This is a genomic window from Streptomyces sp. CGMCC 4.7035, assembly GCF_031583065.1.
GTDB classification, from domain to species: Bacteria; Actinomycetota; Actinomycetes; order Streptomycetales; family Streptomycetaceae; genus Streptomyces; species Streptomyces yaanensis.
The window spans coordinates 3509532-3531386 of sequence record NZ_CP134053.1; the positions used below are offsets into that span (position 1 = coordinate 3509532).

The window sequence follows — 21855 nt, forward strand, 5'->3', positions numbered from 1 at the left end:
ATGAAGGAATGAATGATCAGCCCGATCGTGATGCGAGGACACCATGAGCGAAGCACAGGAAACCCAGGGAAACGGCACGTATGACGTGATCGTGCTGGGTGCCGGTCCGGTTGGCCAGAATGTTGCCGACCGCGCCCGCGCCGCCAGACTCTCCGTAGCCGTCGTGGAGCGCGAGCTCGTCGGCGGCGAATGCTCCTACTGGGCCTGCGTGCCCAGCAAGGCACTGCTGCGGCCGGTCATCGCGGTCGCCGACGCCAACCGTGTGGAGGGCGCCCGGCAGGCCGTGACCCGCCAGCTCGATACCGATCGGGTCTTCGCCCGCCGAAATCGCTACGTCACCGACTGGGACGACAGCGGCCAGGCTCGGTGGGTGAAATCCATTGGCGCCGACCTGTTCCGCGGCCACGGCAGGATCGACGGTCCCCGCCGCGTCACTGTCACCCGGGACGACGGGTCACAGCGCATCCTCAGCGCCCGGCACGCGGTGGCCATCGCCACCGGCAGCCGACCGGTGCTGCCCGATATTCCGGGCATCGACGAGGCCCGGCCCTGGACCAACCGGCACGGCACCGACTCCAGCACCGTGCCCGTGCGGCTCGCCATCATCGGGGGCGGTGGGGTCGGGGTGGAGATGGCCACACTCTGGCAGGGCCTCGGCTCCCAGACCACCCTTCTGTCCCGCCGCCGCCTGCTGCCCCGCATGGAACCCTTCGCGGGCGAGCTGATCGAACGCAGCCTCACCGAGGCCGGCGCGGACGTCCGAATCGGTGTGCAGGTGACGGCCCTGCGCCGCCCCGAACGCACCAGCCCCGTCACGCTCACCCTCGACGACGGCAGCGAACTGGAGGCCGACGAGGTCATGCTCGCCACCGGCCGGACCCCGGCCACCGACGACATCGGTCTGGACACGGTCGGTCTCACCCCGGGCTCCTGGCTGGACGTGGACACCACCTGTCTGGTCAAAGGCGTCGACGGCAACTGGCTTTACGCCCTCGGCGACGTCAACCACCGTGCCCTGCTCACCCACCAGGGCAAGTATCAGGCTCGGACCGCAGGCGATGCGATCGGTGCCCGCGCAGCCGGCCGCCCGATGGACGACGCTGCCTGGGGAGACCACGCCACCACCGCCGACCAGCACGCCGTACCCCAGGTCTTCTTCACCGATCCCGAAGCGGCAGCAGTGGGACTGACCGCCGAGCAGGCATCCGACGCCGGCCACCGGATCAAGACAGTCGACCTCGACTTCAACACCGCCCAAGGCGCCAACCTCTACGCCGACGACTACCAGGGCCACGCCCGGCTGGTCGTCGACCTCGACCGGGAAATCCTGCTCGGGGTCACGTTCGTCGGCCCCGGGATCAGCGAGCTCCTGCACTCGGCCACCATCGCGGTCGTCGGCGAGGTCCCGCTCAAGCGGCTCAGGCACGCGATCGCCTGCTTCCCGACCGTCAGCGAGATCTGGCTCTTCCTCCTCGCCGCCTACCAGCGCGACTGAGCCGCATCGAGGAAGCACATCACATCCGTCACACACCACCCACACCGGCTGTCACGGCGTCGATGTCTCGGAGCAGGTGGAGTGCGAACCTGGTGAGGCCGGGCAGTCGGTCGGCGTTGACGGTCGATCCAGGCGGGGAGCCTGGCGCCGAGGCAGCCCGGGAGTATCTCGCCGAAGTCGCGGACATGCCCAGCGGCGGCGTCCAGTTCGGGGCAGCGGGCCAGGATGTTCCTCAAAGCGACGCGGTCCCCCTCGCTCAGGGCCGTGGGATGGCGGGTGAGTCAACCGGTCAGCTGCCGTGCCTTCGGCGGCGGGGTCGGCGCGTCCGGTGGGGCCGTGCGCAGGGTTGGCGACGTAGGCGCGGACCATGGCGTAAGTGAACGGAAGCGTGGTCGGCAAGCAGTTCGCGGTGCAGGTCGGTGACGCTCGTGCATCCTGCGGCGAACCGCCGCGCCAGGTAGGGCCTTTTAGGGGGCCAGCCTGCTGGACCGGGGCCGGTTTTCGCGGAGGGTGTCCTGTCAGTGCGCGGCGCGCGTACAGCTGCCCGGTGTTGAGGCCAAAGCCCAGGTGCCGGGCGATCGCTCGACGCGAGTGGCCCTGCGCGAGCAGTTCGTGGACCAGGGCGTGCTTTGCGCACCGACGAGCTGTCGCGAAGGGTCGAGCGGCAGCCGGGAGATCAGCCGGTCGCAGGCGACCACTTCTCGTGTCTTCACGCCACTACCGATCAGCCCGACCTCGGCTTCGGTCACGAACTCCATCGGGCGCTGCCCTGTCACCTCTACACCGAGGTCGAGCTCTGCTTCACACCGACCAACGCGTCCTGGGCGAACCCGGTCGAGGCGCACTTCGGGCCGCTGCGGCAGTTCACCCTCGCCAACTCGAACCACCCCAACCACACAGTCCAGACCCGCGCGCTGCACCTCTACTTGCACTGGCGCAACCAGAACGCCCGCCATCCAGGCGTCCTGGCCGCGCAGCGCCGGGAACGCGCCCGTGTCCGCAGCGAGAAAGGCATCCGCTGGGGCGGCCGCCCTCTCAACCCCGCGGCCTGACCGCCCGCCCCACGATCGTCGGCGGTCCAGCCGAGCGGCCTCACCCCGGGAACGAGCCCCGTCAGGGCGTTTCGGGCTTGCGGGCCAGCAGGCAGGCGTGCGGTATCTTCACCCGTCCGCCGGGCTCCTGCTCCAGCCTCGCGGAGACGACGAGTCCGGCCTGCTCCAGCAGGTCGACCATGCTGCTGCAGCCGCTCATTGCCGACATAGTCTCCCCAGAGCAGGTAGCCGCCGGGCGCGAGCGTGCGGTGGAACTCGGCGAACACGTCCGGCAGCCACTGCGGGGGCGTGTGATGGGTGGAGTACCAGGCCAGGATGCCGCCGAGCTCGTCGTCCCTCATCTCCAGCGCGGTCATCGAGCCCTGAGTGAACCGCAGGTTCGGATAGGCGTGCCGGGCCAGCCCCCATCTTCGGCGACAGATCGACGCCGAAGACGGACACCCCAAGCCCGGCCAGGTGCGCCGTCACGCGTCCGGGGCCGCACCCCAGGTCCGCGACCGACCCCAGACCGGTCGTCCGCACCAATTCGGCAAACCCCGCCGGCATCGCGCGTGACAGCGGGTCCATCTCGGCTGGAGGCGGGACGCGTTCGACGTAATTGGCGGCGACCGTGTCGTACGACTCGCGGACGGCGGTCAGCAAGGAGGGCTCAGCCATGCGGGCGACCCTGGACCAGGCAACTGACAGACCATGGCACGACCTTTAGCCGACCTGCCCGACGTCCACCGCTGCCGACACCCAGCCGTCACACCACGCCGGTGATCGTTTGCGGTCACGGCACCACCTGCATCACATTTCCTTCAGCACGGCATAAGACCTGCACTGTTCCCCGGCGCGCCATTCCGGGGCGATCACACGCTCGTTCCGGGGCGGGATCGACGACCACCGCACGGTCTACGGGGCTTGCGCCGGACCGGAGCGGTCCCAGCCGGGGATCATCTCCTCCCGGTGGACGTCCTCGGCGTGGACCTGTTCACCGCAGGTCTCGCAGACGGTGCGGGTAACCAGTTCGTGGTCCTGGTGAAGGAGCCGAACGGGCGGCGTGGTGACGGCCCAGCGGTCGCCCCAGCCGATGAGCTCGCGGGTGATGCCCGCCAGGTCGCGTCCCGCCTCGGTCAGGTAGTAGCCGCTGTGGCGTGCGTCGTCCGGCAGCGGGCGCCGTTCGAGGACACCGCTCTCCACCAGCGCCTTCAGGCGCGCCGCCAGGCGGTCCGTGGGGGCGCCGGTGTTCCTGGCGATCTGCCGGAACCGGTGGTTGCCGAGCATCACCTCGCGAATCGCCGGCAGGGCCCATCGGTCGCCGACGACCTGCAGGGCGGCGGCGAGCGAGCAGGGACGTCCAGTCATGCCCTGAGGATCGATGCGCTTGGTCACGGCCCCAGTATCACCCCATGCAAGGTTTGATTTCCAAACCACCCCATGCTTGGCTTGCACCATGCCCACGATGCTTGGAATTTCAAATCGCCCTCGAACGGCCACCGCGGTCGTCCTGGTGGCCGTCTTCATGACCAACCTGGATCTGTGGATCGTCAACGTCGCACTTCCGGCCATGGGAGCGAGCCTCTCCGGGGGCGGCAGGGGCGCGAGTCTCGGTACGCTCTCCTGGGTCCTCAACGCCTACGCGATCACCTTCGCCGCGCTGCTGGTGGTGGCCGGGCGTGCCGGTGACCGCATGGGCCAGCGGCCGGTCTTCCTCACCGGAATCGCCGTCTTCACCCTCGCGTCGCTGGGCTGCGCCTTGGCCCCGAACCTGGGGACCCTCGTCGCGGCCCGGGTGGTGCAGGCCGCCGGGGCGGCCGCCCAGATCCCGACGTCCCTGGCCCTGCTGCTGGCGACGGTGCCGGCCGAGCGTCGTACCCACGCCACCCGGAGCTGGGCTGCGGTTGGTGGACTCGCCGCGGCCGCCGGGCCCGTCGCCGGCGGCCTCCTGGTCGAGGTCGACTGGAGGTGGGTCTTCGCCGTCAACGTGCCCATCGGCATCGCGGCGATCCTCGCCGGCCGAGCGGTCCTGCCGAAGCCGGCCACCCGGGAGACCGGGCCGCTGCCCGACCTCCTCGGCGCCCCGCTGCTCATCTCGTCGGTCGCGGCACTGTCGGGGGCGCTGGTGCAGGCGCCCGACTGGGGCTGGACGAGCGGCAGGACCGTGCTGCTCCTGGCCGTTGCCGTGATCAGCGGCACCGCGTTCGTCGCCAGGTCCCTGCGGCACCCCCGCCCGCTGTTCGAGCTGGACCTGCTGCGGCTGCCGCGCTTCGGAGCGGCGAACGCGGGCAGCCTCGTGTTCGGCGTCGCCTTCGCGATCATGCTGCTGTCGAACGTGCTGTGGTGCCAGGAAGTCTGGCACTGGAGCGCTCTGCGCACCGGTGTCGCTCTGGTCCCGGGTCCCGCACTCGTGCCGGTCGTCACCCTTCTGACCGCCCGCGCTGCGCAGCGCTTCGGGCACGGTCCGCTGGTCGCCGTTGGCGGGTTGCTGTTCACCGGCGGCATGGTCTGGCGCGCCTGCTTCGCGTCCGTCACGCCGGACTATGTGCGTGACCTGCTGCCCAGCCAGCTGTTGACCGGTACGGGCGTCGGTCTGACCCTGGGCACTCTGGTGGCCGCCGGTGTGCACGCCCTGCCGGCGCACCGTGCGGCGACCGGGTCGGCGCTGGTCAACTCTGTCCGCCAGATCTCGGCCACGGTCGGCGTCGCGGTCCTGGTTACGGTGGTCGGTGGCTCCCACGTTGGTGTGACCTCACGTCACGACTTCCGGATCGCCTGGGGCGCAGCCGCCGTACTGAGCCTGGCGACGTCAGCGATCGGTGTACACCTCAGCCGTGGCGGCGGTCCGGACCAGACGGCGTCCGCCGCGTCGAAGGAGCCCGAGGCGGATGCGCAGGCTCTGGCGGACGCGCCCTGACCGACCACTTTCCCTTCGTTCGGCGGCAGTCGGGGCCGTGCCGGCGTTCGGACGCGACGGGCGCCAGGAGGCCAGAGAGTCAGGACCACACGTCGGCCAGGCGTCCAACCCCAGCGTCGTTGAATGGCAGGGCGTCTCGTATCTGTCGGCATGTACGGCCTATGGCCGCCTCCAGGGACGGATCCGGCACGCCGGTCTCGGCGGGCAACTGGCAGGCCGGCGCCGCGACCTGAGCCGTCTGCAGTGCGGTGAAGGAGGGCGGGCGGCCGGTGCGCTTGCGGTCCGCCAGGCCGGGCAGCCTCTCCTCAGCGAAGCGGCCCCCCACCTGCGCACGGTGTCTACGTGCACACCGACCGACCGCGATTCGAGCGTTGGCCAGCCCACGTGCCGCGTGCAGGACGATTTGTGCGCGGAGGCGCAGCCGGTACTCGGTCTTGTGGCCCCAGGCCATCTTCTTCAGCCGGTGTCGATCGCTGGCCGCCAGGGCTATCGGGGATGCGGTGGCAACGGGCACGGACACCTCTCGACCGCTGGTCGTGGCCTGGCGGAACTACTTATTTCTGCGAGGCATATGCGTCGACATGTGCCTGCAGGGCGCCGTGCGGCGGCGGAGCGGCCCGATCCACGCAGTCGGTCCTCGAGGGGAGACGGGGGACCGGCCGCCCGATGTTCGACTCAGGCGCCGCCTTTCAGGCGTGCCCAGGGACGGCGATGCGAAGATCGAGGAGTTGTTGCGTATGCACGGGCACGTGGTCTTCGGCGAGGCCATCGATGAGGCGCGCCAGCGGAATCGGCTGGTCCAGCACGAGTGCGTTGTTGGACAGGAGGAGCGACGGCACAAGAACCGAGGCGGCTTCCGCGTTGAGCTGGTCGGCGATGTCGCACAGGACGGTGGCCTGGCTCCGGACATGATCAATCAGGTCCGCCCGGCCCGAATGCTCGGCGATGATCCGGTCAAGATTCCATAGGTCGAGGGAGACCCGGTTGTCGAAGGTGGGCCGCGAGCCGGCGACGACGCCCATAGCAACCGCTGCGATCGAGGCGTCGACGCTGAGGAGATGAGCCAATATCTGGTCGGCGTTCCATCCTCCATCGTCCGCCTCGCCGAGGTCGGGGATGGCCGCCGCATCGAGCAACCTGTCGTAGGCGCTGCGAAGTACTGTCGTGTCCATAACGTGTTTCCCTTCAGTCGGGGCGTGTCGAACTCGAATCCCGCTCCGCTGCCTCAGCGACGCGTTTGATGTTCGCCAACCGCCGGTCCCATTCGGCCGCGAGCGAGGCCATCCACCGTGCCGTCGCGTCCAACGCCGCAGGCCGCACCGCGTACCGCACCTCGCGTCCGACCCGGCTGCCTGAAACCAGCCCGGCGGCGTCCAGGACGGCGAGGTGCTTGACCACCGCCTGCCGCGAGATGGGAAGTCGTTCGGCGAGCGTCGTTGCAGTGGCCTCGCCCTGCGCGGCGAGCAGGTCAAGCAGTTGACGTCGCGTCGGGTCGGCCAGCGCACCGAGGACGCTGTCGACGACCTCGGCGGCGCCGGGAGGTTCTTCCGTCACGTGGAGGGCTGTTCGGCGCGTGTCTTGAGCGCGTCGAGCTCCAGGGGCCAGCCTTCGCTGTGGTCCTTCAGGTTCTGACTGCGCAGCTCCTCGGACCCGGCCAGCGCCGCGAACCCGCTCTCGACGACGCGCAGCCGCGTCTGGTCGCCTTCCGGGGTCAACGTGAACTCCACGAGGGTGCTGTTGTCCTCGCGCAGCTCTTCTCCGGGGAACGCGCTGGTCCAGCGGTATGCCAGGTACGTCGGCGGCTCGACCTTCTCCACGCGCACGGGGAAGTCGCCGTGCTCGGCGTTCTTCGCCACCATCGACTCGCCCTCCTTGGCCACGGTACCGGCCAGGCTCGCTTTGTCGGCCACCCAGAACCCGGGTTGGGCCACCAGCGACCAGACCCGCTCCAGGGGTGCCGCGATCAGGGTTTCGCGTTCGATCCGGTCCTCGCTCATGAGGGACTCCTCCATCGTCAACATCGAATGCAACCCCAGAGTTGCACATCGACCTCCTAGGTGCAACCCAAGGGTTGCACCTAGGAGGTCATCGTCGGTTGGTGATGGCGGATGGAGGGTGGGTGAGGGCCGTGAGGCTACGCAAAGACCGTAATGGCCGCATCCCACCAGCGGTCGGCACATCTGTGCACCTCGGCCACGAAACCAACCGCCGCGTCAACGCCCGAAGGACTTCCGGAGCCAACCACTAAGGGCCAGTTCAGAGGCATGTTCCTCTCGAACTGGACCTAAGTCGTGATCACGGCCGTGCCACACCCGTGCCACGCCGAGGGCAGGCAGTGGCTGAAGCGAGTCGCCGGACTCCAGTCGCAACGGCTCGGGCCTCGTGAAGAGTTGCCGCCGACGACTCATACTTGAACGTGTTCAAACTCCGTGCCAGGGTACGGCTCGGGTTCTTGAGTCCACTGGTCGCGCACGCGGCCTGCGGAACCCGTTAGGGGTGTTGTGTGTTGCGTTGCTGTCGTACTGCGCTGATCTTGCTCGCCATGGCCTTTGCTCTCACGGCCTGCGGCAGGTTCACGGTCATGCCGCCGCCCGGCGGCGAACCGGTCGTGCTGAAACCAGCCGAACTTGCGACCACGTGGACCGATGCCGACGGCGGCACCCTCACGCTGAAGCAGGACGGGACGTTCACCGCCGATAAGGTCTGCGTCGCCGTCGGCTGGTACGACGGTTTGACCTGGTCCGGAACAGGCACCTGGAAGCAAGGCTCCAACAAGAAGCAAAGCTTCGTCGGTGTGTCCTTCGACGCCGATCACTCCTTCGACGCCTATCACCCCGAAAAGGTTGAGCGGCGGCCCGAGCCCTATGCCGCCTTGAGGCAAGGCAAGGCCCTGAAGCTCTGGGTCCCCATCGGCGATCCGGACAATGATTATCCGCACTGCATCCTGACCAGCCCGGCGAGTTGACCCGGCTGCCGCACGGCCGGCTGAGCTGCACATGGTCCGGCATCGCTGGTCGGCGAGCGCACCCGCCATCGTGGCTGACTGTCGTCGGCTGAGGTTCGTGCCACAACCGTGTCAGAAGCTCGGGGCCCGACAGCAGTACCGCTGCGCGGGGTCAATTGCCGGTCGTGCAGGTGCGGTTGGATGAAGGCTCTATCCGCGCACTCGGTGCAGGCGTACACGACACCCTTGAAGGCGGTCTTCACGGCCGCCGTGAACAACGGGGATGTCGGCCGGCATCCCTTCGTCGGTGCCAAGCTGCCCCTGCTGCCGAGCCGGGCTGTGGACGAGACGCTCCTCCCGTCCGGTCAGCAGGTGCAGGACATTGCCGATGAGTTCCGCCAAGAGTGGGCGCTTTCCGTTTGGCTCATGGCGGGTCTTGGGCTCCGGAAGGGCGAGATGCTCGGTCTGCGGGTCGGAGACTTCCTCGACGACCGTGTGCGGATCCGCCGCCAGGTGACCCGTGTCGAGGGTGTCGAGGGGGCCGTCCTCGGCCCGCTGAAGCACCGCAGGGAGGGAGACTGGCGGGACATTCCGTTGGCGACGAACCTGTCCGACGCCGCGAGGGAGCACGTGGACCGCTACGGTACGGGGCCGGACGGCGCCCTGTTCCAGACGATCAGCGGAACCTTGGTCAGCACCCCGGGCTACTCGCGCACCTTCCGTAACGCGATGAAGACTCTGGGTTACAACTGGTCGCCTCGTGACCTGCGGCACTGGTTCGCCTCGACCGCGCTCAGCAATGGTCTGCCACTCTTGGACGTGTCCAGGTGGCTCGGACGCAAGAGCATCAAGGAGACTGCGGACACGTACGGGCACCTCACCCCCGACTCGACGGGTCGGGCGGTCAGGGTGATGGGTCTGGCACTGACCCAGCACCGTGCTGACTCGGTGCTGACTGAGGTGGCATGATCTAGCGTTTTCGCAGGTCGGAGCGGGCGGTTTGATATGTGCGGTCGATATGTGTCCACCCGGGCCCCCGAGGACCTGGTACGGCTCTTCGGGGTGACCGACTGGAACCGGCAGGACGCCCTGGAGCCGAGCTGGAACGTCGCCCCGACCGACGACGTATGGGCGGTTCTCGAGCGCGCGCAGCGCGGTGGGGGCCCCGTCGGACGGCAGTTGCGGCCGCTGCGGTGGGGCCTGGTGCCGTCCTGGGCCGAGGACCCGGGGATCGGTGCGAGAATGATCAACGCGCGGGTGGAGACGGTCCACGAGAAGCCGGCCTTCCGCCACGCCTTCCGCAAGCGGCGCTGCCTGCTGCCTGCCGACGGCTTCTACGAGTGGCAGCAGATCTCGGCGACCGACACGGCGAAGGCGCGCAAACAGCCCTATTTCATCAGCTCCGAGGACGGGCAGGTGATGGCCCTGGCCGGGCTGTACGAGTTCTGGCGCGATCCCGCCGTGGCCGAGGACGACGAACCCGCGGCCTGGTGGACCACCTGCACGATCATCACCACGGACGCCACCGACGCCGCCGGCCGCATCCATCCGCGCATGCCGCTGGCCGTCGCTCCCGACCGGCGTGACGCCTGGCTGGACCCCGCGCAGCAGGACCCCGACCGGCTGCGGGCCCTGCTCAACCCTCCCGCGGGCGGACGCCTGGACGCCCGCCCGGTGTCCTTGGCCGTCAACGACGTCCGTAACAACGGCCCCCGGTTGCTGGACCCGGCCACCCCCTAGTCCGGCCGGCGGTGGTGACGCGGTCGGTCGTGAGAGTCGACCGGCCCGACTCGATCGAGCCGGGGCCGGTCCCACAACATTCGTGATCTTCTGGGCTTCGCCGCGGGTGCTGCGAAGCCATGGGACTTCTCGCTGCTCTACTTCTCCTCCTCCGCGGCGGGCTCTTCACCTTCGACAGGGCCGGCTTCGGCTTCCTCGGTCGCGGGTGCTTCGGCTTCTTCAGCAGCCTCGGTTTCCTCGGTCGTGGGTGCTTCGGCTTCTTCAGCGCCGGCTTCCTCGGTCGTGGGTGCTTCGGCTTCTTCAGCGCCGGCTTCCTCGGTCGTGGGCGCTTCGGCTTCCTCGGCCTCGGTTTCCTCGGTCGCGGGGGCTTCCGCTTCTTCAGCGCCGGCCTCCTCGGCCTCGGCAGCCGACTCTTCACCCTCAGCAGGGCCAGTCTCAGCTCCCTCAGGCGGAGTTGTCGTGGCCGTTGACTCCTCGGGGGTCTCTTCTGTCCCCTCGGTCGCAGTGGGCTCCTGCTCGGTGTCGCTCACGTGGTCACCGCCTTCCCGTAATGGCAGGCAGGAAGAGACTCAGGCGTCGCCCGTCCGGGCGACCATCACGATGCGGAATTCATTACTCATCATGTCACTGTTCGATAGATGTGATGCCCTCTGAAGTGCACATTTTCCGACCCGGCGGCGCGAGCGAGGGTCAGCCGCCCGACAGCGTCTCCCGCAGCCAGTCGAAGACGACCTCGCAGTGCTGCTGCGGGGCCATCGGCGAGCAGTGCAACTGCGCGCCGGTCGCCGCGGTGAGCTTCACGTACTCCTTGGGAGCCGTCAGTCTGTCGAACATCTGGCGTGCCTGGCCCGGGTAGAACTGCTCGAACTCGTAGTCGAGGACCAGTGTGGGTGTCTTGATGTGGCCGACGACGTCCGTGACCGCCATCGACTGGATGAGCTTGGCCGGGGTGTAGAAGTCGGTGAAGACCTTGCCCTCGCGGGCGGCGAGCATCGCCGGCACGGAGAACGGTTCGAAGCGCTTCTTCAGCGTCGCGGCCTCGGCCGGGGACAGGTGGGGAACGACCTCCTTGTTCCACACGTCGTTGGTCTCCTGCTTGTTCGGGGTGAGGATCTTCCGGATCTCCGCAGGGAAGCCCAGCCATGGATCCAGGCAGCCGGGCATCGCCACGAGGGCCGCGAGCCGCCGCTCGAAGGCCGCGGCCCTGGGAGCCAGGTCGCCCGCCATGCTCAGCCCGGTGAGCGCGATCCTGTCGGCGGTCACGTCGGAGCGGGCGACCAGCCAGTCGACGAGCGGCGTCACCACGTTCTCCCAGCGCGGGGTGAACACCACCCGGTCCACGAAGATGAGCTGTCCCTGGCCGGGCCCGTCGTACACAAGGGCGTTCCAGTCGCGGTCCAGGGCCGCGGCGACACCGTACGTCCACATGTCGACGTTCTGTCCGTCGCTGCCGTTGGTGAGGATCACGGTGGGGCGGCGGCGTCCTGACTCGTCCGGGCGGAAGAACCACACGGGAAGCGGGGTCTTCCCGTACGGGACGCTCGCCGTCACCGGCGCCGGGTCGCACAGCCCGCAGAACGTGTCCCAGGCGCCACGCCCGGACTTGTACAACTCCTCCTCGTTGCCCGGGTCGTCGGAGCCGAGGACGAAGAAGAGCGCCTGGGCGTAGTACTGCGCGGCCCGCAGTGCGCGGAAGCGCCTGGTCTCCCGGTCGGACTTGCCGCCCTCGGGTGCCTTCATCAACCGGTCACCCAGCTTCCTGAAGGTCTCGACGTACGTCTGTGCGGACAGCCCGGCCTTGTTGATGGCGTTCACGGCGGTGAGTACCTCGCCCACCTCGCCGCTGCGCTGACCGGACGCGCCGAGCGCCAAGAGAGCGCTGAACTCGAACTCGGGGTTCTTGAAGAGCGTCATCGCGCCGGGGGTGGGTCCGTCGGCCGGGGCGGAAGGCGACCCTGTGGGCGTGGCAGTGCGCACAGTGGGAGTGGGCACAGGGGAGGCGTCCGAGGCCGTGCATCCGGCGGCCAGCAGGGCCCCGGCCGCACCGACGAGCCCGGAGAGGGTACCGCGTCTGCTCGGTCCGGACGCCTGATCAGCCGCTACGTTCTTCATATCGGCCGAACGTACTTTTCGCGCCCGTCTCACCTCGCCGCACGACACCCGCCGTTCCCCCGAACAGCCCGGCACGCCCACCTCCAGAGCCGCAAACAGCCGCGTGCGCCGCACGCGTGGGGTGGCGGTCGAACCCGAGGGCGACCGGCCCGTGCTCGGGGCGTTCCCCGACACGCCGGGTGACCTTCCCGCGGAGGACGCCGGAGACCCGGTCGGGCCGGAAACCGTCCTCGCGGGCCGACCTTTCGATCCGATTCCGAACGGCGGCGAGGGGCGAGGTGCGAAGGACTCCTCGGCCTCGCCTTTTGCTCGCGACCGCTTCTGACCAGCTCTGATCGTTTCTATGGCATACGGGGGTGCATCCACGACACGGTTATCGGTCTGTCGTACGAAGCCTCATACCAGAGCGGGATGCTCTCCGGGGGACTTTGTCAACAGCCCACCGCTCGTGCCAGGTTGGCGACTACTCTGAGTTGCCGTCGGGCGACGGAGGGCCGAATTCTTCGGCTCTCCCGCCCGGCGCCGCGATGGCGCATGCCCGAGTAGCGCAGACCCACGGGAGCCCCCACGCCCCCGACGCACCCAGTATGAGGACGCCGATGTCTCACCTTCGCGCACCGGCCGCACGCGCAGACCGCCGTGAGAGCGGGCGGCACGGGCGACCGGTCGCCCGCACCGTCCCCTCGCTGCCCGAGACCCAGATACGGCCCCAGCTGCTGCGCCTGGCGATCCTGCCGCCCATCGCGGTGGCCCTCAGCGCCTGCGCCGCAGTGCTTTTCACCGTCCGCTCCACCGGCGCGCGCCCCACCCTCACGCTCTGGGCCGTGCTCGCGGGCGCCCTCGGGGTGACCGTCGTGGGCATCGTCGTCGCCGCCGTGGCCGCCGACCGCGCCGCCGGATCCGTGGCCGAGCGCCTCGACGCGCTGCGCCGCGCCTGCGCCCGCGGCGAGGACGAACTGCGCGCCCTCGTCGAGGCGCTGCGCCGTGGCGAGGGGCCGCCCGCGCGCAAGCCGCACGGCAAGCCCGCCACGGACGCCGACGACTTCGAGTTGCTCGCCGCCGAGCTGGCGCGGGCCCACGAGGGCGCCGTCACCGCGGTCGTCCAGGCCGCGCAGCTCTCCAGCCACGCGGGCAGCGAGCAGAAGCTCGAGGTGTTCGTCAACCTCGCGCGGCGCCTTCAGTCGCTCGTGCACCGGGAGATCTCGATCCTCGACGAGCTGGAGAACGAGATCGAGGACCCCGACCTGCTCAAGGGCCTCTTCCACGTCGACCACCTCGCCACCCGCATCCGGCGCCACGCCGAGAACCTCGCCGTGCTGGGCGGCGCCGTGTCGCGCCGTCAGTGGAGCAACCCGGTCTCCATGACGGAGGTGCTGCGCTCCGCGATCGCCGAGGTCGAGCAGTACTCGCGGGTCAAGCTGGTGCCGCCGATCGACGGCACCCTGCGCGGGCACGCCGTCGCCGACGTCATCCATCTGCTGGCCGAACTCGTCGAGAACGCCACGGTGTTCTCCGCGCCGCACACCCAGGTGCTGCTCCGCGCGGGCCTCGTCACCTCGGGGCTCGCCGTCGAGGTCGAGGACCGCGGCCTTGGCATGCCGCCGGCCGAACAGAACAAGATGAACGCCCTGCTCGCCGACCCCGACCAGGTCAACGTCGCCAGCCTGCTGGCGGACGGCCGCATCGGCCTGTTCGTCGTCTCCCAGCTCGCCCGGCGCCACGGCATCCACGTCCGGCTGCAGACCAACATCTACGGCGGCGTCCAGGCGGTGCTCGTCGTTCCGCAGGGGCTGCTCGGGCCGGCCCCCGGCACGCCCGGGACCATGACGCCGGCGGTGCCGCGGGGGTCGGCCGGAGGCGTGGGGTCGTTCGGGTCGTCCGCTTTGACGGGGTCGCTCGGGTCGGCTGGAGGCGCGGGGTCGTTCGGGTCGCCTGCCGTGACGGGGATGCCGGGGTCGGCCGGAAGCATGGGGTCGCTCGGGTCGTCCGCCGTGGCGGGGGTGTCGGGTTCCGCCGGAAGCATCGAGTCGTTCGGGTCGTCCGCTGTGACGGGGTCGCTCTGGTCGGCTGGAGGCGCGGGGTCGTTCGGGTCGCCTGCCGTGACGGGGATGCCGGGGTCGGCCGGAAGCATGGGGTCGCTCGGGTCGCCTGCCGTGACAGGGGTGCCGGGGACGGCCGTTGGCGGCGCCCATGACCAGGCCCGGCCGTCGCAGGGCGCCCGGCCCGTACACCCGTCGTCGTCCGGGGCCGAGCATTCCGACCCCATGTCTTCCGGGGCATGGCAGCCGCAGCACGACCGGATCCCGGCCGCCCCCGCCCGGTCCCCACTGCCGGTGCGCGACACCGACTCCCGACGGCCCAACCCCGCCGAGGCGCTGCCCGGCATCCGCCCCGTAGACCGGCCGACCGCCGAGGAGAACGCGAACAGACCGCCGGCACCGCTGAACGGCGCCGTACGCGGCACCATGGCCAAGCCCCAACTGCCCCGGCGCCGCGCCCAGGAGCACATCGCACCCCAGCTCCGCGGCGGCCCCACACCGTCCGTCCGCCAGGATCCCGACCAGCACATCGGCCACGACCCGGGCCTGATGGCCGCTTTCCAGCGGGGCATCAGCCTCGCCGAGTCCGCGCAGCGGCCGGAGCCCGCCCACACCGAGGCGGACACACACACGGCCCCCGCCACGGCCCCGCACACCGACGTACCCCTGGACGTCCTGCACCTGGACACGGGGCTCTCCGGCGACCTACCGGCGCCCTCCCTCGACGTACCGCGCAAGGGCCTGGCGCGCACAGCCGAAGCGCCGGCCCCGCACGCGCCCGACTACGACCTGACTGCCCGGCACGACGGGAGCGCACCGGCCGGATGACCACGCCCACGCCCACGCCCACCCCCACCCCGTCCGCTCCCGCAGACCCGCGTACCCCAAGGAGTCGATCCATCATGGCGAGCGAAGCGCCGACCGCCCATGCTTCCGATCTCGACTGGCTGATGAGCGGCCTCGTGCAGCGCGTACCGCACACCACGAGTGCGGTCCTCCTCTCCTGCGACGGCCTCGTGAAGTCCGTGCACGGCCTCGACCCGGACAGCGCCGACCACATGGCCGCCCTCGCCTCGGGTCTCTACTCGCTCGGCCGCAGCGCGGGCGTTCGTTTCGGGGACGGCGGCGACGTGCGGCAGGTCGTGGTCGAGCTCGACTCGACCCTGCTGTTCGTCACCACCGCGGGCTCCGGCACATGCCTGGCCGTTCTCGCCGGCCGCGAGGCAGACGCCGCGGTCCTCGGCTACGAGATGGCGATGCTCGTCAAGAGCGTGCGGCCGTACCTGATGACCGCGCCTCGCCAGCCCGTCGGCCGGTCCACCGCGATGAGGCCTTGAGCGTGCCCGCGGTCGGCGACGGCCCCTGGCTCGACGACGCCGCCGGACGACTGGTGCGCCCCTACACGGTCAGCAACGGCCGCACCCGGCCGACCGCCGCACTCGATCTCCTGTCGCAGGTGATGGCCACCGGCGCCACCCCCCTCGGCTACCTCGGCCCCGAGCACGCCCAGGCACTCGACCTGTGCCGGGCACCCGTCTCGGTCGCCGAGGTGGCCGCCCACCTCAAGCTGCCGGCGGCGGTCACCAAGGTGCTGCTGTCCGACCTCGTGGACTGCGGGGCGCTCACCACCAAGCCCCCGGCGTTCCACCACAACCCCACTGACCGGTCTCTTCTGGAGGCAGTGCTCGATGGACTACGACGACAGCTCTGATCCCTTCCCCACCGCACTCAAGATCCTGGTGGCGGGAGGGTTCGGAGTAGGCAAGACGACCTTCGTGGGCGCGGTGAGCGAGATCGCGCCGCTCAGCACGGAGGAGCTGCTCACCACGGTCAGCGCCGCGACCGACAATCTCGACGGGATCGAGAACAAGGTCGAGACGACCGTGGCGATGGACTTCGGCCGCATCACCCTCGACCCGCAGCACGTGCTGTATCTGTTCGGCACCCCCGGACAGGAACGGTTCTGGTTCATGTGGGACGAGCTGTCCGAAGGCGCGCTCGGCGCGGTGATCCTCGCCGACACCCGCCGCCTGGAGGACTGCTTCGCCGCCGTCGACTTCTTCGAGCAGCGCGGCCTGGGGTTCATCGTCGCAGTCAACGAGTTCGACGGCTCCTACCGCTACGACCCCGAGGAGGTACGCGCCGCCATCGATCTCGACCCCGAGATCCCCGTCGTGCGCTGCGACGCCCGGATCTCCAGCTCCGGTGTGCAGACCTTGCTCACGCTCGTCCGCCACCTTCTCGCACACGCCCCGGCACCGGCCCCGAGCCGGGGAGCCCACACATGACCCTGAGCCGACTGCTGCTGACCCCCGAGGACGGGGACGCCGCCGCACGCGTGAGCAGGCTGCGCCGGCTCGGCCTCGGCGAGCGCGCCGAACCGGAGTTCGACGCCTTCGCGGACCGGCTCGCCACTCTGGCCGCGGTGCCGTACGCGATGGTCAACTTCATCGACGAGCACCGGCAGTTCTTCGCGGGCCTGCACCAGCCCGGCGACCGCCCGCTCACCGAGCTCGCCGCCCCGGACGGCGCGGGCGAGGCACCGGTTCGCCACCTGGGCCGCGAGTACGGCTTCTGCCCGCATGTGGTCGTCAGGCGCAAGGCGCTCGTCCTGGAGGACGTCGGCGACTATCCGCGCTTCGCCGGCAACCCGATCGTCGACGAACTCGGCATCCGCTCCTACCTCGGCGCTCCGCTCGTCGACCGCACGGGCATGGCCCTCGGCACGGTCTGCGCCGTCGACGTCGCACCGCGTCCCTGGGGCCGGGCGGGCCTGGAGACCATCAAGGCGCTGGCCGCGGAGCTGGCCGAGCGGATCGAACGGAGGGACGGCGGCGGGATCTGAGGGGGCGTCAGCCGGATCGCGCCGACCGTGCCTGTCCTGCGGATCCGGCCCGGTCGTGTTCGAGGCCCTGTCTTCGTGGAGAAGCCCCTGGACATCGTCATCGAGCGTTGCAACGCCGGGCACCGGGCGGTGTGGTCGCGCCACTGCCAGGGACGCGGGTGGCGGGGTGTGAAGGAAAGCTGCGGCCGAGCTTAAGAAAACCTCGATGGACCGGGACGCCGCCGTACGGCAGATTTCTACGCGATCACACCCCACTTCCCGGTTCGGGCTCCTTCGGCATGCCCTCCTCCGGGATCTCAAGCACAGGAGCCGTGGCGTTGAAGGCGCTGGTCAAGGAGAAGGCGGAGCCCGGCCTGTGGCTCACGGACGTTCCGGAGCCGCAGATCGGTCCCGGTGACGTACTGATCAAGGTCCTCAGGACCGGGATCTGCGGCACCGACCTGCACATCAGGTCCTGGGACGGCTGGGCGCAGCAGGCCATCCGGACGCCGCTCGTGGTCGGGCACGAGTTCGTCGGCGAGGTCGTCGAGACCGGCCGTGACGTCACGGAGATCCAGGTCGGCGACCGGGTCAGCGGCGAGGGCCACCTGGTGTGCGGGAAGTGCCGCAACTGCCTGGCCGGGCGTCGCCATCTGTGCCGCGCGACGGTCGGTCTGGGCGTCGGACGCGACGGCGCGTTCGCCGAGTACGTTGCGCTGCCCGCGTCCAACGTCTGGGTGCACCGCGTGCCCGTCGACCTCGACGTCGCCGCGATCTTCGACCCGTTCGGCAACGCCGTGCACACGGCCCTGTCCTTCCCGCTGGTCGGCGAGGACGTGCTGATCACCGGGGCGGGCCCGATCGGTCTGATGGCCGCCGCCGTGGCCCGGCACGCGGGCGCCCGCAACGTCGTCGTCACCGACGTCAGCGAGGAGCGCCTGGAGCTGGCGCGCAAGATCGGCGCGAGCCTCGCGCTGAACGTCTCGACCGCCACGATCGCCGACGGGCAGCGCGAACTCGGGCTGCGCGAGGGCTTCGACATCGGCCTGGAGATGTCCGGCCGCCCCGAGGCGATGCGCGACATGATCGCCAACATGACGCACGGCGGCCGGATCGCCATGCTCGGCCTGCCCGCCCAGGAGTTCCCCGTCGACTGGGCCCGGATCGTCACCTCCATGATCACCATCAAGGGCATCTACGGCCGCGAGATGTTCGAGACGTGGTACGCGATGTCGGTCCTGCTGGAGGGCGGGCTCGACCTGGCGCCCGTGATCACGGGACGGTACGACTACCGCGACTACGAGGCGGCGTTCGCCGATGCGGCGAGCGGTCGCGGCGGCAAGATCATCCTCGACTGGACCGCATAACTTCCCTTTCGCGTAAGCATTACAGGAGCCCCCTCATGTTCGACTCCGTGCGCGACGACCTGCGCGCCACCCTCGACGAGATCCGCGCCGCAGGCCTGCACAAGCCCGAGCGCGTCATCGGCACGCCGCAGTCCGCGACCGTCAACGTCACCGCGGGCGGCCGCCCCGGCGAGGTCCTCAACTTCTGCGCCAACAACTACCTCGGCCTGGCCGACCACCCCGCCGTGATCGCCGCCGCGCACGAGGCGCTCGACCGCTGGGGCTACGGCATGGCCTCCGTGCGCTTCATCTGTGGAACGCAGGAGGTGCACAAGGAGTTGGAGGCGCGGCTGTCCGCGTTCCTCGGCCAGGAGGACACGATCCTGTACTCCTCCTGCTTCGACGCCAACGGCGGTGTCTTCGAGACGCTGCTCGGCGAGGAGGACGCCGTGATCTCCGACGCCCTCAACCACGCCTCGATCATCGACGGCATCCGCCTGTCCAAGGCGCGCCGCTTCCGCTACGCCAACCGGGACATGGCGGACCTGGAGCGGCAGCTGAAGGAGGCGTCCGAGGGCGGCGCCCGCCGCAAGCTGATCGTCACCGACGGCGTCTTCTCCATGGACGGCTATGTCGCCCCGCTGCGCGAGATCTGTGACCTCGCCGACCGCTACGACGCCATGGTCATGGTGGACGACTCGCACGCCGTCGGCTTCGTCGGCCCCGGCGGCCGCGGCACCCCCGAGCTGCACGGCGTCATGGACCGCGTCGACATCGTCACGGGCACCCTCGGCAAGGCGCTCGGCGGCGCCTCCGGCGGTTACGTCGCCGCCCGCGCCGAGATCGTCGCCCTGCTGCGCCAGCGCTCGCGGCCGTACCTCTTCTCGAACACGCTCGCCCCGGTGATCGCCGCGGCCTCGCTCAAGGTGCTCGACCTGCTGGAGTCGGCGGGCGACCTGCGCGAGAGGCTGAGCGAGAACACCGCCCTCTTCCGCCGCCGGATGACCGAGGAGGGCTTCGACATCCTCCCGGGCGACCACGCCATCGCCCCGGTGATGATCGGCGACGCGGCGAGGGCCGGCCGTATGGCCGAGCTGCTGCTGGAGCGCGGCGTCTACGTCATCGGCTTCTCCTACCCGGTGGTTCCGCAGGGCCAGGCCCGCATCCGCGTGCAGCTGTCCGCCGCGCACTCGACCGAGGACGTGAACCGTGCGGTCGACGCCTTCGTGGCGGCCCGGACGGAGCTGGACGCCGAGCCGACCGCCTGACCGGTCCGGACATTTTGCGATAATCGTTCGCATGATCGAAGCGCGGCGGCTCCACATCCTCCGTGCGGTGGCCGACCATCGCACGGTGACGGCGGCTGCCGCCGCGCTGTACCTCACCCCGTCGGCCGTCTCCCAGCAGCTCACCGCGCTGGAACAGGAGACCGGCCACCGGCTCGTCGAGCGGAGCGCCAAGGGCGTACGGCTGACCCCGGCCGGCGAGATTCTGCTCGGCCACACCCACGCCGTCCTCGCCCAGCTGGAGCGGGCCGAGGCCGAGCTGGCGGCCTACGGCGCGGGTTCGGCGGGCACGGTGACGCTGGCCTCCTTCGCCACCGGCATCGGTCTGGTGGTCGCCCCCGCGCTGGCCCGGCTCGCGCGCACCGCACCCGGCATCCGGGTCCGCGTCCAGGATGCCGAGGGTGATGCCAGCCTGCCGATGGTCCTGGACCGGCAGGTCGATGTGGCGGTCGCCGTCGAGTACCGGGGCGCGCCCGACGCCGACGACCCCCGGCTCACGCCGATCCCGCTGTACGCCGAACCCTTCGACGCGGTCGTGCCGGTCACCCACCGGCTCGCCGGCGAGCGCGAGGTCCCGCTCGCCGAACTGGCCAAGGACCCGTGGATCGGCCCGTACCCCGGCAACCCCTGTCACGACGTGGTGGTCCTGGCCTGCGAGCATGCCGGATTCCAGCCCCGTCTGGAACACTCCTCGGACGACTTCCGCGCCGTCGTCGCGCTCGCCTCGGCCGACGCGGGTGTCGCTCTGGTGCCCCGATCGGCCCTGCGCGGCATGGATCTCGCGGGCGTGGTGGTCCGCCCGGTCGACGGGGTCGCCCCCACCCGCCGGGTCTTCGCCGCCGTCCGCCGGGGCGCGGAGGAGCACCCGTTGATACGCCCGGTACTGGACGCGCTGGTGGAGGCCGCGACAGTCGACTGAAGGGCGTCACGTCCCCCACGACGGACGGCGCTCATCTCTTATCCGGGATAGCATCCCGAATGTGGGAAGTGATGTCATGGATCCGGCGGACGCCCGCCTCGCCACCCGCCTGGCCGAGCTGCGGACCGAACACGGCTGGTCCCTGGATGAACTGGCGGAGCGCAGCGGCGTGAGCCGCTCCACGCTGTCCCGGGCCGAACGCGGCGAGATCAGCCCCACGGCCTCGATGCTGAACAGGCTGTGCAGTGTCTACGGCCGCACGATGTCCCAGCTGCTGAGCGAGGTCGAGGCGGAGCACGCGCTGCTGGTGCGTGCCGCCGAGCAGACCGTGTGGCAGGACGCGGCCTCCGGCTTCGTACGACGATCCGTGTCCCCTCCGCACTCCGGACTGCGCGGCGAACTCGTCGAGGGCCGGCTCGCGGCAGGCGCCGACATCGCCTATGACCGGCCGCCCATGCCCGGGCTGGAGCAGCACATCTGGGTCCTCGACGGATCGCTGGTGGTGACCGCACAGGACGTCGAGCACCGGCTCGCGGCCGGCGACTGCCTTCGGCTGCGGGTATGGGGTCCGACGCGGTTCAGGTGCCCAGGGCCCGACGCCGTGCGGTACGCGCTCGTGGTGGTGCTCCCGTGACCGCGATCGTCAGGCTGAGCGGGCCCGACGTACTCGCCCGCGCCGGGGAACTGGCCGATCTGCTGACCGACACCGTGCACCACGGGGCCTCCGTCGGCTTCCTGTCGCCACTCGACCGGGCCGAGGCCCTGGCCTGGTGGAAGGCGCGGGCGGACGCCGTCGAGACGGGTGGCCTCGCGGTGTGGACGGCATGCGCCGGGGACCGCGTGACGGGCACGGTGAGCCTCTCCTTCCCGGACAAGCCCAACAGCCGCCACCGCGCCGAGCTGGTCAAACTGATGGTGCACCGGGACGCCCGCGGCCAGGGCCTGGGGCGCAGGCTGCTGACCGCCGCCGAGCGGGCGGCCGTCGACGCCGGGGTCACCCTGCTCCACCTGGACACGGAGACCGGCAGCCCGGCCGAGTCCCTGTACAGCTCGGCGGGCTGGACGCGGGTCGGGGCCATACCGGACTACGCGGCGACACCGACGGGGGCACTGCACCCGACGACGATCTTCTACAAGCGGGTGGGGACCCTCGCGGACTGAGCCGTCGCCGGTTGTCAGTGGCGCCCGCTACCGTGCGGGAC

At 70.4% G+C, this 21855-nt stretch carries 22 protein-coding genes and 3 pseudogenes; 16 read left to right on the forward strand and 9 right to left on the reverse strand.

Features of this window, described 5'->3' with window-relative positions:
* The first annotated feature begins 43 nt into the window (after positions 1 to 43).
* Positions 44 to 1495, forward strand: coding sequence for a dihydrolipoyl dehydrogenase family protein (locus Q2K21_RS14890; protein WP_310770863.1), 1452 nt, complete (start codon positions 44 to 46; stop codon positions 1493 to 1495).
* Between the two features lie 629 nt (positions 1496 to 2124).
* Here the strand turns inward: Q2K21_RS14890 and Q2K21_RS14895 are convergent.
* Positions 2125 to 2280, reverse strand: a pseudogene (locus tag Q2K21_RS14895) (AraC family transcriptional regulator); the annotation flags it as partial.
* Here Q2K21_RS14895 and Q2K21_RS14900 point away from each other — a divergent pair.
* Positions 2281 to 2547, forward strand: a pseudogene (locus Q2K21_RS14900) (IS630 family transposase); the annotation flags it as partial.
* A gap of 61 nt (positions 2548 to 2608) precedes the next feature.
* On the opposite strand, the pseudogene Q2K21_RS14905 reads toward Q2K21_RS14900, so the two are convergent.
* A pseudogene (locus Q2K21_RS14905) lies at positions 2609 to 3204 on the reverse strand (class I SAM-dependent methyltransferase).
* Between the two features lie 237 nt (positions 3205 to 3441).
* Complete coding sequence (locus Q2K21_RS14910) at positions 3442 to 3894, reverse strand: winged helix-turn-helix transcriptional regulator (protein ID WP_310770865.1); 453 nt, start codon at positions 3892 to 3894, stop codon at positions 3442 to 3444.
* Positions 3895 to 3991: 97 nt separating this feature from the next.
* Between Q2K21_RS14910 and Q2K21_RS14915 the strand changes: the two genes are divergently transcribed.
* Positions 3992 to 5443, forward strand: coding sequence for an MFS transporter (locus tag Q2K21_RS14915; RefSeq protein ID WP_310770866.1), 1452 nt, complete (start codon positions 3992 to 3994; stop codon positions 5441 to 5443).
* Positions 5444 to 5522: 79 nt separating this feature from the next.
* On the opposite strand, the gene Q2K21_RS14920 is transcribed toward Q2K21_RS14915, so the two are convergent.
* The 4 genes from Q2K21_RS14920 to Q2K21_RS14935 form a co-directional block, all read right to left on the reverse strand.
* On the reverse strand, positions 5523 to 5768 hold the full coding sequence (locus Q2K21_RS14920; RefSeq protein WP_310770868.1) for a helix-turn-helix domain-containing protein: 246 nt from the start codon (positions 5766 to 5768) through the stop codon (positions 5523 to 5525).
* Between the two features lie 364 nt (positions 5769 to 6132).
* Entirely contained in the window at positions 6133 to 6615 is a 483-nt protein-coding gene (locus tag Q2K21_RS14925) for a hypothetical protein (RefSeq protein ID WP_310770870.1), read from the reverse strand.
* Positions 6616 to 6628: 13 nt separating this feature from the next.
* The gene (locus Q2K21_RS14930) at positions 6629 to 6997 is read right to left on the reverse strand and encodes an ArsR/SmtB family transcription factor (RefSeq protein WP_126396189.1); all 369 of its coding nucleotides are present in this window, start codon (positions 6995 to 6997) and stop codon (positions 6629 to 6631) included.
* The gene (locus tag Q2K21_RS14935; RefSeq protein WP_310770873.1) at positions 6994 to 7440 is read right to left on the reverse strand and encodes an SRPBCC domain-containing protein; all 447 of its coding nucleotides are present in this window, start codon (positions 7438 to 7440) and stop codon (positions 6994 to 6996) included. Before Q2K21_RS14935 ends, Q2K21_RS14930 begins: the two co-directional genes overlap by 4 nt.
* Before the next feature lie 545 nt (positions 7441 to 7985).
* Here Q2K21_RS14935 and Q2K21_RS14940 point away from each other — a divergent pair.
* The 3 genes from Q2K21_RS14940 (at position 7986) to Q2K21_RS14950 (ending at position 10127) form a co-directional block, all read left to right on the forward strand.
* Complete coding sequence (locus Q2K21_RS14940; protein WP_310770875.1) at positions 7986 to 8408, forward strand: hypothetical protein; 423 nt, start codon at positions 7986 to 7988, stop codon at positions 8406 to 8408.
* A gap of 180 nt (positions 8409 to 8588) precedes the next feature.
* Positions 8589 to 9356 (forward strand): tyrosine-type recombinase/integrase, encoded by a 768-nt coding sequence (locus Q2K21_RS14945; RefSeq protein WP_310770877.1) that lies wholly within the window; start codon positions 8589 to 8591, stop codon positions 9354 to 9356.
* 36 nt (positions 9357 to 9392) lie between these two features.
* Positions 9393 to 10127 (forward strand): SOS response-associated peptidase, encoded by a 735-nt coding sequence (locus Q2K21_RS14950; RefSeq protein ID WP_310770879.1) that lies wholly within the window; start codon positions 9393 to 9395, stop codon positions 10125 to 10127.
* A 137-nt stretch (positions 10128 to 10264) separates the two neighbouring features.
* Here the strand turns inward: Q2K21_RS14950 and Q2K21_RS14955 are convergent, their stop codons facing one another.
* Positions 10265 to 10657 carry a hypothetical protein gene (locus Q2K21_RS14955; protein ID WP_310770881.1) on the reverse strand — a complete coding sequence of 131 codons (393 nt, stop codon included), beginning with the start codon at positions 10655 to 10657 and terminating at the stop codon, positions 10265 to 10267.
* Positions 10658 to 10817: 160 nt separating this feature from the next.
* Positions 10818 to 12041 (reverse strand): alpha/beta hydrolase family protein, encoded by a 1224-nt coding sequence (locus Q2K21_RS14960; RefSeq protein ID WP_310770883.1) that lies wholly within the window; start codon positions 12039 to 12041, stop codon positions 10818 to 10820.
* A gap of 797 nt (positions 12042 to 12838) precedes the next feature.
* Between Q2K21_RS14960 and Q2K21_RS14965 the strand changes: the two genes are divergently transcribed.
* The 10 genes from Q2K21_RS14965 to Q2K21_RS15010 all read left to right on the forward strand — a co-directional run bounded on the left by Q2K21_RS14965 (position 12839) and on the right by Q2K21_RS15010 (position 21814).
* Positions 12839 to 15106 (forward strand): ATP-binding protein, encoded by a 2268-nt coding sequence (locus Q2K21_RS14965; RefSeq protein ID WP_310770884.1) that lies wholly within the window; start codon positions 12839 to 12841, stop codon positions 15104 to 15106.
* Between the two features lie 74 nt (positions 15107 to 15180).
* Positions 15181 to 15615 (forward strand): roadblock/LC7 domain-containing protein, encoded by a 435-nt coding sequence (locus Q2K21_RS14970; RefSeq protein WP_310770886.1) that lies wholly within the window; start codon positions 15181 to 15183, stop codon positions 15613 to 15615.
* Positions 15616 to 15617: 2 nt separating this feature from the next.
* Positions 15618 to 15989, forward strand: a complete 372-nt coding sequence (locus Q2K21_RS14975) for a DUF742 domain-containing protein (protein ID WP_310780973.1) — start codon at positions 15618 to 15620, stop codon at positions 15987 to 15989.
* Positions 15967 to 16566, forward strand: coding sequence for a GTP-binding protein (locus Q2K21_RS14980; RefSeq protein ID WP_310770888.1), 600 nt, complete (start codon positions 15967 to 15969; stop codon positions 16564 to 16566). The genes Q2K21_RS14975 and Q2K21_RS14980 overlap by 23 nt, the downstream gene beginning before the upstream one ends.
* Entirely contained in the window at positions 16563 to 17123 is a 561-nt protein-coding gene (locus Q2K21_RS14985; RefSeq protein ID WP_310770890.1) for a GAF domain-containing protein, read from the forward strand. Before Q2K21_RS14980 ends, Q2K21_RS14985 begins: the two co-directional genes overlap by 4 nt.
* A 317-nt stretch (positions 17124 to 17440) precedes the next feature.
* Entirely contained in the window at positions 17441 to 18469 is a 1029-nt protein-coding gene (gene tdh / locus Q2K21_RS14990) for an L-threonine 3-dehydrogenase (RefSeq protein WP_310780976.1), read from the forward strand.
* A 35-nt stretch (positions 18470 to 18504) separates the two neighbouring features.
* Positions 18505 to 19716, forward strand: coding sequence for a glycine C-acetyltransferase (locus Q2K21_RS14995; protein WP_310770893.1), 1212 nt, complete (start codon positions 18505 to 18507; stop codon positions 19714 to 19716).
* 31 nt (positions 19717 to 19747) lie between these two features.
* Positions 19748 to 20653 carry a LysR family transcriptional regulator gene (locus Q2K21_RS15000; protein WP_310770895.1) on the forward strand — a complete coding sequence of 302 codons (906 nt, stop codon included), beginning with the start codon at positions 19748 to 19750 and terminating at the stop codon, positions 20651 to 20653.
* Positions 20654 to 20729: 76 nt separating this feature from the next.
* Complete coding sequence (locus Q2K21_RS15005) at positions 20730 to 21287, forward strand: helix-turn-helix domain-containing protein (protein WP_310780980.1); 558 nt, start codon at positions 20730 to 20732, stop codon at positions 21285 to 21287.
* Positions 21284 to 21814: a GNAT family N-acetyltransferase gene (locus Q2K21_RS15010; RefSeq protein WP_310770898.1), complete on the forward strand. Its 531-nt coding sequence runs from the start codon at positions 21284 to 21286 to the stop codon at positions 21812 to 21814. The genes Q2K21_RS15005 and Q2K21_RS15010 overlap by 4 nt, the downstream gene beginning before the upstream one ends.
* Positions 21815 to 21855 lie beyond the last annotated feature (41 nt).

Excerpts from the sequence above, each read along its gene's own strand:
- Q2K21_RS14925 (WP_310770870.1), bottom strand. The coding sequence starts at position 6,615 with ATGGACACGACAGTACTTCGCAGCGCCTACGACAGGTTGCTCGATGCG.
- Q2K21_RS14950 (WP_310770879.1), top strand. The coding sequence starts at position 9,393 with ATGTGCGGTCGATATGTGTCCACCCGGGCCCCCGAGGACCTGGTACGG.
- Q2K21_RS15005 (WP_310780980.1), top strand. The coding sequence starts at position 20,730 with ATGGATCCGGCGGACGCCCGCCTCGCCACCCGCCTGGCCGAGCTGCGG.
- Q2K21_RS14995 (WP_310770893.1), top strand. The coding sequence starts at position 18,505 with ATGTTCGACTCCGTGCGCGACGACCTGCGCGCCACCCTCGACGAGATC.
- Q2K21_RS14910 (WP_310770865.1), bottom strand. The coding sequence starts at position 3,894 with ATGACTGGACGTCCCTGCTCGCTCGCCGCCGCCCTGCAGGTCGTCGGC.
- Q2K21_RS14890 (WP_310770863.1), top strand. The coding sequence starts at position 44 with ATGAGCGAAGCACAGGAAACCCAGGGAAACGGCACGTATGACGTGATC.
- Q2K21_RS14980 (WP_310770888.1), top strand. The coding sequence starts at position 15,967 with ATGGACTACGACGACAGCTCTGATCCCTTCCCCACCGCACTCAAGATC.
- Q2K21_RS14970 (WP_310770886.1), top strand. The coding sequence starts at position 15,181 with ATGGCGAGCGAAGCGCCGACCGCCCATGCTTCCGATCTCGACTGGCTG.
- Q2K21_RS14940 (WP_310770875.1), top strand. The coding sequence starts at position 7,986 with ATGGCCTTTGCTCTCACGGCCTGCGGCAGGTTCACGGTCATGCCGCCG.
- Q2K21_RS14985 (WP_310770890.1), top strand. The coding sequence starts at position 16,563 with ATGACCCTGAGCCGACTGCTGCTGACCCCCGAGGACGGGGACGCCGCC.
- Q2K21_RS14960 (WP_310770883.1), bottom strand. The coding sequence starts at position 12,041 with ATGACGCTCTTCAAGAACCCCGAGTTCGAGTTCAGCGCTCTCTTGGCG.
- Q2K21_RS14915 (WP_310770866.1), top strand. The coding sequence starts at position 3,992 with ATGCTTGGAATTTCAAATCGCCCTCGAACGGCCACCGCGGTCGTCCTG.
- Q2K21_RS14935 (WP_310770873.1), bottom strand. The coding sequence starts at position 7,440 with ATGAGCGAGGACCGGATCGAACGCGAAACCCTGATCGCGGCACCCCTG.
- Q2K21_RS14945 (WP_310770877.1), top strand. The coding sequence starts at position 8,589 with ATGAAGGCTCTATCCGCGCACTCGGTGCAGGCGTACACGACACCCTTG.
- Q2K21_RS14965 (WP_310770884.1), top strand. The coding sequence starts at position 12,839 with ATGTCTCACCTTCGCGCACCGGCCGCACGCGCAGACCGCCGTGAGAGC.
- Q2K21_RS15000 (WP_310770895.1), top strand. The coding sequence starts at position 19,748 with ATGATCGAAGCGCGGCGGCTCCACATCCTCCGTGCGGTGGCCGACCAT.